Raw genomic sequence first — 15,924 nt, forward strand, 5'->3', positions numbered from 1 at the left:
AAATGAGAAGAATAATAGTAGCAGCGTTCATATTGATTTTTTATTCCGGTGCGCAAGCGCAGAATATGAAAGGGATGAATATGTCAAAAAATGAAAAGCAACAAAAGGTACAGGCAACCACTTATACCTGTGTGATGCACCCCGAAATTCACGCAAGTAAACCGGGAAATTGTCCAAAATGCGGAATGGTATTAATAAAGGAGAAGGCAAAAACAGTTAAGAAAGTAGTAATACAAAAGCCAAAAAGTGTCAAAACACCCATGACGAAAACTTCCAAAAAAGAAGTTAAAATGGATGGCATGAAAATGAATGAGGCGGATGCTCATAAAGGACATGATATGGGTACTATGGATATGCCAAAAGCTAGCTTAGGACCAATCAAAACAGTAGTAAGTAAAATTGCTCCAAGAACAGTCAGATACGATTTATACGTTCGTGATACCATCGTAAATTTTACAGGAACTCCTAAAAGAGCCATTGCCGTAAACGGTCAGATTCCGATGCCAACGCTTACTTTTACCGAAGGCGATACGGCTGAAATTCATGTGCATAACGAATTGGATGAAGAGACATCGTTGCACTGGCATGGACTAATGCTGCCCAACCAATATGATGGCGTGCCTAATTTGACACAAATGCCTATAAAACCACATACGGAACATGTGTATACTTTTCCAATTATTCAACATGGAACACATTGGTATCACAGTCATACTGGTTTGCAAGAGCAAATTGGGATGTACGGTTCTATGATTTTGAACAAAAGAGAAGATCTTGATATTCCAACCATTCCCCTAATTTTGAGTGAATGGACGGATATGAACCCGAAAAATGTGCATCGAATGTTGCATAACGCCTCGGATTGGTTTGCGATTCAAAAAGGAACAACTCAAAGCTACTCGGAAGCGATAAAAGCCGGTCATTTCAAAACTAAAGTTAAGAATGAGTGGAAACGAATGAACGCCATGGACGTAAGTGATGTGTATTACGATAAGTTTCTAATCAACGGAAAAAGCGAAAGTCAATTGTCCCAATTTAAAGCGGGAGATAAAGTCCGATTGCGAATTTCAAATGGTGGCGCTTCCACTTATTTTTGGCTTACTTATGCAGGCGGAAAAATAACCGTTGTTGCCAATGACGGTAATGATGTAGAGCCAGTTGAGGTGGATAGACTAATTGTTGCCGTTTCTGAAACGTACGATGTTATTGTTACCATTCCTGCGGATAAAACGGCTTATGAATTTTTGGTCACCTCAGAAGATCGCACAAAATCAGCTTCCCTGTATCTAGGTGACGGGATTAAGCAATTGACAACTCCTTTACCAAAATTAAAATATTTTGAAGGGATGAAGATGATGAACGGAATGATGAAAATGAATGGTGATTTAGACGATATGGGAATGCAAATGTCACTGAACCAAATGGACATGAACGTAGTGATGTATCCGGAAATTACAGGGCCTCTAACTCCTAAAGGCGAAATGAAAATGGAAAGTGCAATGGATCATTCTTCACATGATATGGGAAAAATGAAAATGGATGATTCTTCGCCAAAAAAGGACGGTATGAAAATGACGGAGGACGATTATAACAGCAACGAACTTTCGGATATTGTTACATTGAACTATGCGATGCTGAAATCGCCAATCAAAACAACACTTCCAAAAGATGCGCCGGTAAAAGAATTGAAATTTGAACTAACCGGAAATATGAACCGTTACGTTTGGAGTTTAGACAACAAAGTAGTTTCGGAAGCAGATAAGATTCTAATTAAAAAAGGAGAAAATATCCGTTTGATATTGCATAACGGCTCGATGATGCGTCACCCGATGCACTTGCACGGACACGATTTTAGAGTAATCAACGGTCAAGGCGATTTTGCCCCCATGAAAAACATCATTGACATCATGCCAATGGAAACGGATACGTTGGAATTTGCAGCCACCGAAAGTGGTGATTGGTTTTTTCACTGTCATATTCTGTATCACATGATGAGCGGAATGGGAAGGGTTTTCTCTTATGAAAATTCTCCTGCTAATCCAGAAATACCAAATCCTAAATTGGCGCAACGCAAATTATTCGCAGATGACAGAGCTTTCCATGTGATGGCGGAAAATGATTTTGCTACTAATGGAAACGATGGAATGCTGATGATTCAAAACACGCGTTGGAGTATTGGTACCGAATGGCGTTTGGGTTACAACGATCATCATGGATATGAAACCGAAACTCATATTGGAAGATACATTGGAAAAATGCAATGGCTGATGCCGTTCATTGGTTTTGACTGGAGGTATCGAAAAATGGAAATGGGAGTAATGGAAGAAAATCTTTTTGGTCAAACTAATACCAAAGACAATCGCGCCGTTTTCAGTGCAGGGGTGGAATATACTTTGCCCATGCTCATCAAAGCACAAGCTGAAGTCTATACGGACGGAAATTTCAGATTGCAATTTGAACGTATGGATATTCCGGTTTCTAAACGATTGCGCATGAATTTAATGTGGAATACAGATAAAGAATACATGGCAGGTTTGCGATACATTATCACGAGAAATCTTGGTGTGACTACACATTATGATAGCGATATGGGAATTGGTTTTGGTGTGAATTTGAATTATTAAATATCCTTTGGGAAGTTTTTGTTTCGAATGCGCAGCTGCGTATTGATAAAAGAAATGGATAAAAGACGGAAGTAATAAATAGGATCATAATCCTGCAATGAAAATTGTTGTTAACTTTTTAAAAAAATAATGCTATGATGGATAAAGGAAATGGAGAAATGCACATGAACGCCTACACATTCATGGGACTACATATGTTTTGGTGGGTCTCTATAATATTTTTTGCACTTGTGTTATTAGCAGTGGCGCACCGTTACAGAAGAAGAAAATGATTCTGAATTTTACTCCATAATTAATTTGAAATAGATATTAACTTTTAAAAAATGCAGGAAATCGACCTAAAGTCTGATTATTTAGTGGTATTTGTAGTTACAAGATAATTTTTTAAAATCCACAAATACATTAGATTTTTTAGCTTGTTTGCTAAAAATGTGTGAATCATGTAATTATAATCTCTAATTGTGGTAGATTTTATCAGTTTTATACCGTTATTTTTGTTTTGCCGAAATATATTAACTTCGGAGCAACTATAAAATTATTTATATGAATAACCCTTCAGCACCAAAGAAAATTACCTGGATTATAGGATTGATTTGCGGTATACTAGGAATCATCGGACATTTTGCACATATTCAGATTTTATCGGAGTATAATTACACGCTATTACTAATTGGTTTTGTTGTTTTGGCAATAGGAACTACTGTAAAAGGAGTTTAGATAAAAAAATGTAGCTGATAAAAGAGTTTTCATAGCAAGAAATCCTGACTAGTGTAAATCTGTTTCTAGCGTTAGTCGATTTTTTCATTCGCTAAATAACTTAACTTTCAGATAGTTTAAATATTTTTTTTCCCATGATGTTTGAATAGAAAATCTTTTACCGTTGTCCAATGTATTTCTGGGTAGCGACTACTATCGAGTTTTGCTATTTTCGAACGTTCATCGATCATATTGTGCATGTATTGCATTCCTTGCCAAGCAGGATAAAGTTCTTTTTCTCCTGGCGCTAATTTTCGTGCAATCTTTATAATTATCGTAAGAAGTCTTTGTCCGCCAGGTCTAAATAAGCGAAACTTCTGTCCTGTTACCTGACTAACTATTGCTTTTACTTCGCGCGGACTTACTAGGTCACCTGCAATTCTAAGGTATCGGGGAGTATTTGAGTCCAGAGCTACTTTAGCTGTAAATTCTGCGGTATTATCCATTGTGGTAAAGCCCAATTTGTAATCCTTATTTCCCCAGTATAGAATCATTTTCTGCTTGAAAAGGATCATAGGCATTTCATTTATTAACAATTCAGTAAAGGCTCCGTTAAAAATTGAAGTTGCTGTAATTGAAGTTTTGTCAAGGTATTCGTGAAATTCACGTCTTAGATCCAAGTTTCGGTTTTCGCCATATGAAAACTTAGTAAAATCTAATGAATAGTCTGATGGAATAAAGCGAGGAACGCCGGCTGCAATGGCGGCATCTAACAAAACTTTTTGGGCATCTATAACCACTTCACGTAATCCGGCTAAAGCGGAAACTACGCACGAAACACCAATGCAAGAAGTTTTTAATTCTTCCAAATTCCAACTACTCACCTTATAAATTTTAACACCTAAATTTTCAAGTTCTTTTATTTTTTCAATATCACTGGTCGAACGAACAACTACACGTATTTCAGTATCTTTATTTAGTAAAGCCTTTACTATTCTTAGCCCTAAATTACCTGTCGCACCTGCTACTAAAATTATTTTTTTCATTTTTCTATACTATTTTCTATTGTCCGTAGAAAGGTTTTATAATTAATCAACGTCAGTTTACCTAAAAATCGGCAAATTGGGTTGTTTCGTCTTAATTACAAAGTAAATATAGATGATTAAGATTGTAATTAGTTTTTTTATAAAAAGAGATTGGATTATAAATCTAAGCAATGGGCTTTAGCGGAACATATTTGCAAGCAATCAAATCAATCTTTTTTATGTTGTTCCGTGTGATTTTGATTTCCGTTAATCGTATGATCTCCCGCGTTCATTCCGTTTGACATTCCAATCATGAAGGCAGTGATAATTAGCATTATTTTTCTTTTTATCCAAAGAGTAGGTCGTTTAGATTTCTCCAAACGTGTTTTTTTATTGTGTTTATACATTGTGTAAATGATAAATGATTTAGACATTTGTTTTATCATCTTTATGCATGGAGTTGCATAAATGCTTAGAAAGGAATTTCTAGGCTATGTATAAATTTTTATAGGAATTTCTTGAGGTAATCATCTCATTTAGAAAGAGATGTTTTATGGTAAATGAACTTACTTTTTGATAAAGCAGCGTTTGTAATTTTAGAAGAACCCGAATTTGAAGACTATAAATATCTTGAAATTGGAGATAAGCTAACTGAAATACGAATGGGGTTTTTTCAGACGAATTTATCTGATTGAATAGGTATAATTTCGAATGAGCATCACGAAATTCATTTCTAATCTTGACGTATGAAACTTGATAATAATCCGCTGAATTTGATTGAGAATCTAAAATACAATCATTGACCATCAGGCCAAAAGCCAGAAAGAGTGAAATCAGATATTTTAAATACTTTGTCAATTTATTTAATTTGAATTATCATTTTTATTGATCTGTACAAGTTTCCTAATCTTGGTTAGGATTTTGGAGCTGAAATACTATTTATTTTTCGGATTAATACCATTGGCCAAATCCGTGTTATTGGATTTAAATACTCTTTAACCACCTTTATTTTAAAAAAGTAAGACGTTTGTCTTTAACTGAATCCAGACGAAGCATTTTATAATCCAGAACATAATTTTGGTATATGCGCCAAGGCGCTTTATTCCCTTGACTGGGAAGCATATTCGCTGACCGGTTAATGTATCCGGAATTGAGGTTGAGTAACGGAACTGGTTTTAAATCAGTCTCCACTACTTTTGCCTGCACCGCTTTATAATTATGTTTGTCTAAATATTTTAAAACCCGTGAAATATATTCGCTGGTAAGGTCACTTTTCAACGTCCACGACGCATTGGTATAGCCTACAAAAATAAAGAAGTTGGGCAGGTCGCTTAACATAAGGCCTTTATAGACAAAAGATTTAGAAACATCAAATGGTTTTGAATCCAGTTGAATTTTCACTCCTCCAAACGCCACTAAATTAAGTCCTGTTGCCGTGATAATAATATCGGCGGCTAATGTTTTACCAGACTTCAATAAAATTCCATTGGTTACAAAACGATCGATAGGTTCGGTAACTACTGTCGCTTTCCCTTTCCTGATGGCTCTAAAAAAATCTCCGTTTGGCGCGATACAAAAACGTTGTTCCCACGGATTGTAGTTGGGTATAAAATGAGGGTCCACCGGAAAGTTACCCAGACCTTTTTTAGCACCTTTGATAATGAATTTTTTCATCGCTTCGGGAAAGAACTTGCAGAGATTAAAAAAGACAATCGCATAAAAAATGTTTTTATATCGAATCAGCTTATACGCTATTTTTTTTGGAAATAGTCGTTTCAGTCTGGCGGCAATCTTGTCCTCATTGGGCAAAGCAGCAATGTAGGTTGGCGATCGCTGCAACATTGTAATTTGCGCCCCTTCGGCGGCAAGCTCGGGTACGATGGTGACCGCTGTTGCTCCGCTGCCAATTACGACCACTTTTTTATCGGCGACATCTAATTTTTCAGGCCATTTTTGAGGGTGGATTATTTGTCCTTCAAAACTGGATTGATCCTTAAATTCTGGGGTGTAGCCTTTGCTATAATTATAATAGCCGCTACAGCTAAAGATAAACTGGCACGTATAAACTGTTTCTTCTTCTGTGGCTGTATTTACGGTAGTTATCGTCCATAATTTCTCTTTGGTATCGAAGTTATAAGAAACAGCACTTTGTCTGTATCGGATATGATCTCGTACTTTATATTCGTCGGCAGCTTCATTCAGGTATTTCAAGATTGAAGGTCCGTCCGCGAAAGATTTTTGCTCATCCCATGTTTTAAAGGAATACCCAAAAGTATACATATCCGAATCAGAACGGATTCCCGGGTATTTAAACAAACTCCAAGTGCCTCCAAGTTCCGCTCTTGCTTCTAAAATAACATAGGTTTTCTCAGGATTTTTACGGGATAAATGACAGGCAGCCCCTATTCCGGACAAGCCAGCTCCTATTATGATAATATCGGTATGCGTTGTGTTCATGTTGTTATTTTAGAATGAAATGCTGTTGCAAAATACAAAATAGAATCAACAAAAAAACACCATTAAATTTTCAAGCTTAATGGTGTTTTTAGTTTATAGGATGATTTTTTAGAAGAGGAAAATCAAGGAGGATTTGGTTAGCGCTTTGCTCAGTCATTGCGAGTTCAGACAGCTATCGGAATCAAGCATTCCTAGTTGCGGCATTTTGTATCTTGTTCTTGACAATCACAGCATATCGTTAAAAAAACGTGTTGCGCTTTTATGACCTTTTTATATTTTAATCATTTCAATTCCTTTCATCCAGAAGATTTCAGATTCCAAGTACCTGAGCCTTGTTTTAATTATTCGGTCAGTTTTGTCTCTCGGAGATTTTATTATAAGTCTGGCTTTGGATTTAGTAAAGTCCAACGTATGTTTTTGGTCAAAGTCTTTTTGCTTATCGACAAAAAATGATATCACATTGTTTTCTATAGTCCATTTCCCTTTTCCGTATTTATTTACTTCAGGCGGAATCCCGTTTTTAATGTTTGAGTAATACTGGAAGAAAAATGTTCCATCTTGATTTAAATTCAAGTTATATTCAAATAAGTGATTTTCCTTATTTCCAAATGTAAGTGTATAATCACCAGCTACTTTATCCGTGTTTCAGCCCCTTAAATAATCGGACACAATTATAAATAGAAATCTATAATTTTGTACGATGGAAAAGAGAAAATTTACCAAAGAAGAGAAGCTAAAGATCATAAAGGAAGCTTCAGAACAAGGTGTTAAACCTACATTAGAGAAATATTCGGTATTTCCTGCGAGTTATTACTCATGGAAGAAGAAGATGGATACTATGGGCGAAGAGGGCTTCGCACATGGAATGACCCCCGCGCAGCTTAAACGAATCAGAGAACTGGAAAAAGAAAACAAGCTACTCAAAGAAATTGTTATTCAAAAAGAGCTTGAAGGCAAGTTAAAAGACGAATTGCTAAAAAAGAAATTCGCCTTGGAGAAAAAAAGGAACTCGTGAGAGGCTACATTTTTCAGGGCTTGAAGAAAGAAGTAGCATTTCAAATTTCAGCAATAACCAAGCACCAGTATTATTATCAAAACAAGCGGACTAATCAAGGAAGAAGTCCTTCTACGACGACTTTTTACACTGACAAGTACGGGCAAAAATTTGAAGTTTCAAATGATGTGATTATTGAAGAAATAAAGCAAGCTCATCAAGATCTCGACACAGATTATGGTCATCGGAAAATGGAAACTAGATTACAACTGATGGGTTACGATATTAATCATAAGAAAGTATATCGATTGATGAAAGGCGCACAATTATTGAAGGAACAACATCAAAAGCCTAGTAAAACCAGGGTAAAATACCGTAAGGTTTTTCCAAGTCAGCCCTTTGAAGTTTTGGAAATGGACATTAAATTTGTGTGGGTCGAGGAGTATAAAATGCATAGCTATGTGCTAACAACTATTGACACTTTTACCAGACTTGTTTTGCATTGGACGGTTGCCTATTCCATCAAAAAAGAAGATGTTAAAAGGGCATGGGAACATATTATAATAAATCATTTACAACCAAATAATTGCCTAGAAAAAGGGATTCATATTGAGGTTCGCAATGATAATGACAGTCGATTTTCGGCAAAAATGATTCAAAATTTCTTCAAAGATAACTACCTGAATCAAGTCTTTACACATCCATATACCCCACAGGAAAATGGACATATTGAGAGTTTTCATGCTATTTTAGCAAAAAAACTAAGACCTTTTCATTTTTGGACAATCGATGAATTGGAAGGTGTTTTGACCATTTTTTATGAGAAATACAATAATGAACGTCTACATTCCTCAGTTTGTAATTTACCTCCAAATATCTTTTTAGAATGCTGGAATAAAGGGCTAATCGAACAAAAAAGAGATGAAATAAAACGAAAAATAACATTCAAACTCAAAATCCCATACCAACAAATATCGGGCAATACGAGTCTGAAGTGCAGTTCCTTGCAAAATTTAGAGATTCCGCCTTTTTTTGTGGGTGAACTAAATTTTAGTGAAATCGAAATGACCAGGCCTGAAACATTTCTACAAACATCGGTGTAAAACTCGCCTTCGTTTGTTCCTTGCAAGACAAAGATATTGACTAATTGCGTATGTTTGTAAAACTTAAAATGTTAAAGTCCGATTATTAGGGGGCTAAACCATCCGATTGTGCGAATAAAGTTAAATTGGAAATTAAAATTAAAAAAGTAAATAGTGCTTTCATAGGATTCTTTTTAAGTGCATTACAACCGTTTTTATCTGTTCTATTTTAAAAGTCAAAAAAGTACATTTCGCGGTCCCATACTATTTTATTTGGCGTTCTTTGAAAACAAACAACAACCTTGCGGCAAGCCTATATTAGTTATGTTTAATATATGGTTTAACTAGCAAATTTTCTTTCTACTGTTGTTGTGATAAAGTTTCCAACAGCTTGTCCAAGAAGTTCAATGTCATCGTAAAACCTCCTTGGAAGCCCATTTCAATCATCTTCTCGAAGCGCGCAAGGGATTCGTTTTTAATAATAATACTAACTTTTGTAATTCCGTTTTGTTCGCTGAAATTCAAATCCCAATCAGAACCGGGTAATTCTGCGTTTTCATCCTTGTCTGCAAAAGCATTATTCATTTTGAAATTAGTTTTTGGACTAATAGAAGAATATTCCTGAATTGACCAATGCTTTTGTCCTTCCGGGCTTACCATAGCATAAAATCGTCGTCCGCCAACTTTGAAATTCATAAATTTTGTTTTGGATTCCCAAGGAGTAGGTGCCCACCATCGGTCAAGAATTTCTTGTTTGGTAAAAGCATCCCATACCAGAGAAAGATCGGCAGCAAATTCTCTGTTTACGAATACAGTTTTGCTTGCTTTGTCAACGGTAAAATCAAATAACAAATTAGTCTTCATTTTTCGGAATATTAAAAAGGTTATTAGTAATTGTCGATTTGCTTGGTCGTCCTAAATTACTGCTGAATTGTGGATTAATAGAATAAAGTGTCACCAAAACAAGCGGATAGAAGTTGATAATTCTACCAAATAGCATCCTTTTTCGGTTTATCAAATATAACAATTAATCGTACAGCAAATAAATCATTGTCTTTATTTGGTGTTAGTTTGTAGAACGAGAAAGCCAAGTTCTAGAATAGTACACCATCTAGCGCATGCCCTCAAAAAAATAATATTGTCAGTCTAATAAATTATGTTGTTTCAGATAGTCAAAAATTAATTTATCCACTTCTGAAATTTTGTCTTTGTCCGCGTATGTAAGCCACATTATTTCTTCAATTTCTGAACTTGCTTTTAGTTCTCCGGAAAATGCACCAGAATAACAAGTCATTTTTACCAAAACGCCTTCCGGATGTCCGTGAGCTTGCGCTTCAAAAACGCCAACAAATTTTAATGTATTTGTATCAATACTCACATTAAGTTCTTCTTGAATTTCTCTCACTAAAGCTTGCTGGTCCGTTTCGCCAATTTCTCTTTTACCGCCAGGAATATAATATTTGTCCTTTCCATAACTTTTTGTAGAGAGAATGGATTTGTTTTGCATTTCAATCCAAGCCAGTTTGTCAATTGATTTCATATATGGATACTGTTTTAGTTTTTGAGTGTTTTGTAAGTGTTCCTATTCTTGACGTTTGTGAATGTAACAAAAATGTTAGCATGAAACTAGCTATTCCAGTATAGCCGAAAATGCACTTCCTTTTTTGTTTAATTCTTTTGCGATTAATGATACTTTTTTTTGTAATTATTTTGCAGCTATGCTAAAATCCACTTATATCTTTATAATTCTATATATCAGTTGGTTAAAATTAAATTTTACTTATTTAAACAAAATATTAGTTGGATTTAAAAAAAAATAATATTAAATTTGTTTAACATTAACCTGAAAATAATAAACAAAATGAAACATTTAAAAAAAAGTCTAGTAGTACTAGTGATGTTGGTTCCCTTCATTTTTAGTAGTTGTAACAATGATGATGATGCTCCAGCCCCAACAGTTTTGAATTCAAAAGTGTATGATTTAGGTGCGGTTGGGACTTCGGGAGTAACCGGAACAGCAACTGTAATTGAAAAAAGTGATGCCACATTAAGTATTGAATTAGATTTAAAAAACACTGTTGCAGGTGGTTTACATCCCGCACACATTCACTTGAACACGGCTGCTGAGGGTGGCGATATTGCACTTACCTTAAAACCGGTCGATGGTACGACTGGAAAAAGTGTTACTACATTCAAAGCACTGGATAACGGCAGCCCCATCACATATCAAGGGCTACTTGATTTTGACGGGTACATCAATGTGCATTTGAGTGCCGACAAATTGACTACACTTGTTGCACAAGGTGATATTGGACAAAATGACCTTACAGGGGTTTCTAAAGTATATCCTCTAGGCAGCGTCGCTGTTCCGGCAATATCTGGTACTGCTACTTTTTACAAACGAGTAAATGGAGAAGCATTAGCGATAGTACAATTACAAAATACTCCAGCTGGTGGATTGCACCCTGGACACATCCATACCAATACAGCCGCTCAAGGAGGTGGAATTGCTTTTTCATTTAAGCCCGTAAATGGGGATACAGGATTGAGCGCAACTAACGTCTCTAAACTAGATAATGGTACTGCTTTTGGGTACGATCAAGTATTGGCCTATAATGGCTACATCAACTTTCATTTAAGTGCAACTAATTTAGCTACGCTAGTTGCTCAAGGGGATATTGGTCAGAATGAATTGACTGGCAAAAAAGTAAGTTACGTATTAGCCCAAAAAGACGTTGCCGGTATCAATGGAACGGTTGAATTTGCGGAACGTGTCAACCAAACGACATTGGTAACCATTAAACTTGTAGGCACTCCTGCTGGCGGAAGTCATCCAGCGCACATTCATGAAAACAATGTTGCTACATCAGGAAATATCATTGCTGGTTTGAATCCTGTAAACGGAGACACTGGGATTAGTAAAACACAAGTAGCTAGTTTAGTAGGCGGTGCTGCGGTAACTTACACTCAGTTTTTAACACTTAGCGCTTATGTGAATGTCCATTTAAGTGGTGCTGATTTAACTACCATAGTGGCGCAAGGGAATATTGGTTCAAGCGTAGGAAGTGGTTCTGGAAGTGTGGAAACAAAAACTTATAGTGTAACCAATAGTGGGACTACTGCTTATATTTTTAACGGTGAAGGATTAACTAACGTAAGCAATCCAAACTTTACTTTTAAAAGAGGTGGCACCTACACTTTCAATGTTAACACTCCGGGTCACCCTTTCTATTTGAATACAGTACAAGGAACTGGTACAGCCAATGCCTTTACCTCAGGAGTTACAAATAACGGTGCAGTATCAGGATCAGTAAAAATCGTTGTTCCTGCAAATGCTCCAAATACCCTTTATTATAACTGTGAATTTCACGGTTTGATGACGGGAACGATTACCATTACCAACTAGTTTTAAATTTGTAGATTGTAAATGGGGGATGGTAAAACATCCCCTTTTTGCGTTTTTAGTAGCGGAGTAAAGTAGGATTGCTTCTCTATTTTAGGATGGTACGTACTTGTTGACCAAAGCAGAACGGCTGCTCGAGCAGGAGAAATAATTGTCGTTGTACGCGCTTATTTTTCTATTTTAGTTGCCGGCAAAAGGAGTCCCGAAGATACCAACAGCTAGTTCTGCCCATACAAGCATCAAAGCTATACAAACGACAGCGCCAGCTATAAATCTGGATCGGGTTGTTTTTACTTTTTGCAGAATAAGTTCTAATGCAAGTCCGGAACTAAACAGTAAAACAGCTGCTGCGATAAAGTCAAAGAATGTCCATTTTACTTCATCAGTGAATTGCATGGCTACCAAAGGAACGAGTAGTATAAAAGCTATGCCAACTAAAATAGCCAACAGTCTTTTGTTGGAGGTAATCGGTATCGTTGGATTCTTTTTCATGTTAGATATTATTTAAAAGTGTTTTACTTTATAATTTTTGCCGTCAGAAGCAGTTGCCGAGAAAACCTCGGTAACTGAATTTTCTTCTTATTAATTAGATTCAAAAATATTTTTTAAATACAATGAAACATCATCGGTACTACTATCAAACAATGCCGCCATCGCTTTTTGCGAGAGCCATAACATTTCGTTTTGCAATAATACATCCACACGAACTTCGCCGGTGGCAAAATCTCCCGACTTTGTGACAAATCCAATATACCATTAACACTTTACACTTGCTGTATTTTATTTGCTCATTATTGTGGGCGCAAAGTCAGAGACATTTACGCAGCTTATACGACAAATTTATTCTTTGAATGAACACTTTGCGGAGCGGGATTGAGAATCTGTCGAAAGATTTTCAACCTTTTTTTTATCATTTATAATGAATCGATAAATGAGATAAAACGAAGTGAAATGCAATATTCTATCAAAGGTGTTCAAAACTACATCTTCAATAAAATAAGTTCCAATAGCGGCAAAAATATCGTTAAAAATTAAAGCAAATGCACCAAAAAAGTAATAGTACGCTTTTTTGTTTCCAAATTTCCCCAGATATAAAACTGCTGTAACTCCAAGAAATACAGCTACTATTGCATTAAAAATCAAAATGATGTTAAGAAAATTATCATCAATAATAGACATTAAAACATATAAGATTGCTACTAAAAACACACAATTTATGACTAATATAAAAAGTGAAAATCCTTTTGGTATCGTGTAAAGTTTTTTAGTTTTGATTGAATTGTAGCCTAAATTTATTATTGCTGAATAACAAAAGAAGGATGCCACTAATGCAGTTCTGTACAGCGGTATTGCATCTTCCCACAACAAAAGTAATATCTCATTTAGATAAAAGAAAAAAACGTATAAATAATAATTTAGAGTAAGTTTCTCAAAATTACTCAATACGGCATAAATTATAAAAGTTGGAATTATAAAAGGTTTAATATAAATTATATGTGCCGGATTATAAAAAACTCCAGCACAAAAATAGACTATTAATAGAGTAATAGGTATAAATATTAATGATCTTCTAGTATTGATTGTGTACATAGATGTTAAGTTTGACGACATTGTTGATAGCGGGACGCTCGCCCTCGCGGGGCAAAACTTTTCAAGTTTCTGCTGGCAGGTTTTAATTTTTAAACTTCGTTCTGCTACTTCAACGTGTTTGGACCTAAATTGCTTATTTAAAATATTTCAATTTTTTACAGAATAGGAATTCCTATCCAATGCATAATAAGCATTATTACAACAGTTATTCCAAAACTGCACAAAGTAAGAATTCGCCAATAAACAGACCTTCCATTCCCAAATCTCCAAATTCGTTCACCAGCTTCTTCTCTGTTTGATTTTAAAGTATATTTCGCCAGTATATATGTTGAAACAATAAAAATTAGAATTGCAATTATCCAAAATTTCATCATAATTTATATTTTTAAAATGCTGTTAAATTTACGCCTTTTTTCCAAAATATTACCAACTTTCCTGCTGCGCAAAGTCTCTCGACTTTGTACCAAATCCTATATGCTGGTAACACTTTACATCAATTGATTATTGGCTCATTATTGTGGGTGCAAAGTCAGAGACGTTTGCGCAGCTTAAACGATAAATTTATTTTTTAAATGAACACTTTGCGGAGCTGTGGGGCGCAAATTCAGAGACGTTTACGCAGCTTATACGACAAATTTTTTCTTTGAATGAACACTTTGCGGAGCTGGGTTCTTCGTGTTTTGCTATCCATTCAATTTTCATTATTTAATATTTTTTGATTAACATTTTTTTTTTTGCTTTTGTTGAAGCGCCGCTAGCGCGAGCGTCCCGCTCGTGCCCATTATCAAAATCAATTCAAATCAATTTCTAAGATGGTTTGATCATTGTTTCCATAATTTCTCGCACTGCTATACTTCCAATCTATTGGATCTGTTACAAAGCCAGATTCTACGGGATTGTAATGTATATAATCAAGTTTTTGTTCAAAAACCTTTAAGGACCAAATTTCAATTGGATGATTATCTTGTTGCCAAAATTGTCTATTCGTCACATTACTATTCTTTTTACCTGCTCGTTCCATCATCCAGAGCATCCATTCTCTTCGGCTTTCTTGAGTATTTTCTTCGATTGTTTGGAGCATTTTTTTTGATGTAAATCCTTTGAAATCTCGCATCAGTCCCGAAGGATCACCATTTCCGGAACGAAAAATTAAATGAATATGGCTTGGCATAATACAATATGCGTAAATTTCCATTGCTTTATTTTTTCTGCAAAAGTCTAATGATTCAATGATATTCCCAAAATACGCATCTCTAGTAAATACATCGATCCAATTTACTGTGGCAAAGCTTACAAAATATGCTCCTGTACTTTCTCCAAATTTATATTTTGTGCTCATAGATTTAGCTTTTGGTTTTCTAACTCTTTTTTGTGGGCACGAGCGGGACGCTCGCGCTAGCGGGGCAATGAAACATTATCAGTACTACACCCAAACACTGCCGGGATGGCTTTTTGCAAGAGTCATAACATTTCGTTTTGCAATAATACATCCACACGAACTTCGCCGTTTGGAGCAGAATATAATAGGAAATTTTTTAAATTTTCATCCATTGTTGTTGAGTTTCAATTTAATCAATTGGTTTCGTCAGTTTGTTTTTTTTAAACCAATAAATGAAGTGGTTTTATTTCTCATAAATTTATGTCTTTTTCGCTAATTCCATTTAAGTTCATAAGGGAGAAAATAGTTTTTTCGGTTTTTTTGCAAAGCGAAACTAATTTTTTCACGTTTTCATCTTCAACATTTTCAAAATGAGAGAGAGTAAAACTATATTCTTCTCCAATATCAAAAGCACTTTCGATACCACTCATTTCTCCCGACATTGCAAGGTTTACAATTTGTGTAAAAATGATATCTCTTGCTTCAACTAGATTCTTAATCGTTTCGAAAATTTCATGTTTTTTGTCTCTCATTTTTTATGTTTTGTTGATTTACGTTGAGTTCCTGTAAGCTTGCATATAATGTTTTGCTACTTACCGCGGTTGTGAACTTTTTAAAACGAGTACTTTCGGCTGAACGTAATCGTCATTAAAAACTGAAATTTTACTAAACCCA

General features: G+C 35.3%; 18 protein-coding genes. 6 read left to right on the forward strand and 12 right to left on the reverse strand.

Annotated elements, in window-relative coordinates; all coding sequences use genetic code 11:
* Nucleotides 1-2 precede the first annotated feature (2 nt).
* From H4V97_RS12205 to H4V97_RS12215, 3 genes are all read left to right on the forward strand, one after another.
* On the forward strand, nt 3-2,624 hold the full coding sequence (locus H4V97_RS12205; RefSeq protein ID WP_231385428.1) for a multicopper oxidase domain-containing protein: 2,622 nt from the start codon (nt 3-5) through the stop codon (nt 2,622-2,624).
* A 134-nt stretch (nt 2,625-2,758) separates the two neighbouring features.
* Entirely contained in the window at nt 2,759-2,896 is a 138-nt protein-coding gene (locus H4V97_RS12210; RefSeq protein WP_196849912.1) for a hypothetical protein, read from the forward strand.
* 271 nt (nt 2,897-3,167) lie between these two features.
* Complete coding sequence (locus tag H4V97_RS12215; protein ID WP_196849911.1) at nt 3,168-3,341, forward strand: hypothetical protein; 174 nt, start codon at nt 3,168-3,170, stop codon at nt 3,339-3,341.
* A gap of 116 nt (nt 3,342-3,457) precedes the next feature.
* Here H4V97_RS12215 and H4V97_RS12220 read toward each other — a convergent pair whose 3' ends face one another.
* The 5 genes from H4V97_RS12220 to H4V97_RS12240 all read right to left on the reverse strand — a co-directional run bounded on the left by H4V97_RS12220 (nt 3,458) and on the right by H4V97_RS12240 (nt 7,375).
* Nucleotides 3,458-4,366 (reverse strand): NmrA family NAD(P)-binding protein, encoded by a 909-nt coding sequence (locus H4V97_RS12220; protein ID WP_196849910.1) that lies wholly within the window; start codon nt 4,364-4,366, stop codon nt 3,458-3,460.
* Nucleotides 4,367-4,572: 206 nt separating this feature from the next.
* The gene (locus H4V97_RS12225) at nt 4,573-4,779 is read right to left on the reverse strand and encodes a hypothetical protein (RefSeq protein ID WP_410505207.1); all 207 of its coding nucleotides are present in this window, start codon (nt 4,777-4,779) and stop codon (nt 4,573-4,575) included.
* Nucleotides 4,780-4,831: 52 nt separating this feature from the next.
* Nucleotides 4,832-5,203 carry a hypothetical protein gene (locus tag H4V97_RS12230; RefSeq protein WP_209549851.1) on the reverse strand — a complete coding sequence of 124 codons (372 nt, stop codon included), beginning with the start codon at nt 5,201-5,203 and terminating at the stop codon, nt 4,832-4,834.
* A 147-nt stretch (nt 5,204-5,350) separates the two neighbouring features.
* The gene (locus H4V97_RS12235) at nt 5,351-6,802 is read right to left on the reverse strand and encodes a flavin-containing monooxygenase (protein WP_209549852.1); all 1,452 of its coding nucleotides are present in this window, start codon (nt 6,800-6,802) and stop codon (nt 5,351-5,353) included.
* Nucleotides 6,803-7,072: 270 nt separating this feature from the next.
* Nucleotides 7,073-7,375, reverse strand: coding sequence for a hypothetical protein (locus H4V97_RS12240; RefSeq protein WP_196849907.1), 303 nt, complete (start codon nt 7,373-7,375; stop codon nt 7,073-7,075).
* Between the two features lie 127 nt (nt 7,376-7,502).
* Between H4V97_RS12240 and H4V97_RS12245 the strand changes: the two genes are divergently transcribed.
* The gene (locus tag H4V97_RS12245) at nt 7,503-7,817 is read left to right on the forward strand and encodes a transposase (RefSeq protein ID WP_196851622.1); all 315 of its coding nucleotides are present in this window, start codon (nt 7,503-7,505) and stop codon (nt 7,815-7,817) included.
* Nucleotides 7,814-8,899 (forward strand): DDE-type integrase/transposase/recombinase, encoded by a 1,086-nt coding sequence (locus H4V97_RS12250; RefSeq protein ID WP_196851621.1) that lies wholly within the window; start codon nt 7,814-7,816, stop codon nt 8,897-8,899. Before H4V97_RS12245 ends, H4V97_RS12250 begins: the two co-directional genes overlap by 4 nt.
* Nucleotides 8,900-9,238: 339 nt before the next feature.
* Here the strand turns inward: H4V97_RS12250 and H4V97_RS12255 are convergent, their stop codons facing one another.
* Both H4V97_RS12255 and H4V97_RS12260 read right to left on the reverse strand, forming a co-directional pair.
* A complete protein-coding gene (locus H4V97_RS12255) occupies nt 9,239-9,742 on the reverse strand; it encodes an SRPBCC domain-containing protein (RefSeq protein WP_196849720.1) in 504 nt (167 codons plus the stop codon).
* Nucleotides 9,743-10,019: 277 nt separating this feature from the next.
* On the reverse strand, nt 10,020-10,418 hold the full coding sequence (locus H4V97_RS12260; RefSeq protein ID WP_196849721.1) for an NUDIX hydrolase: 399 nt from the start codon (nt 10,416-10,418) through the stop codon (nt 10,020-10,022).
* 321 nt (nt 10,419-10,739) lie between these two features.
* Here H4V97_RS12260 and H4V97_RS12265 point away from each other — a divergent pair, with 321 nt between their 5' ends.
* Complete coding sequence (locus H4V97_RS12265; protein WP_196849722.1) at nt 10,740-12,284, forward strand: hypothetical protein; 1,545 nt, start codon at nt 10,740-10,742, stop codon at nt 12,282-12,284.
* A 177-nt stretch (nt 12,285-12,461) separates the two neighbouring features.
* Here H4V97_RS12265 and H4V97_RS12270 read toward each other — a convergent pair whose 3' ends face one another.
* The 5 genes from H4V97_RS12270 to H4V97_RS12290 form a co-directional block, all read right to left on the reverse strand.
* Nucleotides 12,462-12,773, reverse strand: coding sequence for a hypothetical protein (locus tag H4V97_RS12270; protein ID WP_196849723.1), 312 nt, complete (start codon nt 12,771-12,773; stop codon nt 12,462-12,464).
* Nucleotides 12,774-13,121: 348 nt separating this feature from the next.
* Nucleotides 13,122-13,871, reverse strand: a complete 750-nt coding sequence (locus H4V97_RS12275) for a hypothetical protein (RefSeq protein WP_196849724.1) — start codon at nt 13,869-13,871, stop codon at nt 13,122-13,124.
* Nucleotides 13,872-14,026: 155 nt separating this feature from the next.
* On the reverse strand, nt 14,027-14,245 hold the full coding sequence (locus H4V97_RS12280) for a hypothetical protein (protein WP_196849725.1): 219 nt from the start codon (nt 14,243-14,245) through the stop codon (nt 14,027-14,029).
* A 416-nt stretch (nt 14,246-14,661) separates the two neighbouring features.
* Entirely contained in the window at nt 14,662-15,210 is a 549-nt protein-coding gene (locus H4V97_RS12285) for an REP-associated tyrosine transposase (RefSeq protein ID WP_196849726.1), read from the reverse strand.
* A 290-nt stretch (nt 15,211-15,500) separates the two neighbouring features.
* The gene (locus tag H4V97_RS12290) at nt 15,501-15,782 is read right to left on the reverse strand and encodes a hypothetical protein (protein WP_196849727.1); all 282 of its coding nucleotides are present in this window, start codon (nt 15,780-15,782) and stop codon (nt 15,501-15,503) included.
* Nucleotides 15,783-15,924 lie beyond the last annotated feature (142 nt).

This window comes from Flavobacterium sp. CG_23.5 (genome assembly GCF_017875765.1).
Classification (GTDB): Bacteria; Bacteroidota; Bacteroidia; order Flavobacteriales; family Flavobacteriaceae; genus Flavobacterium.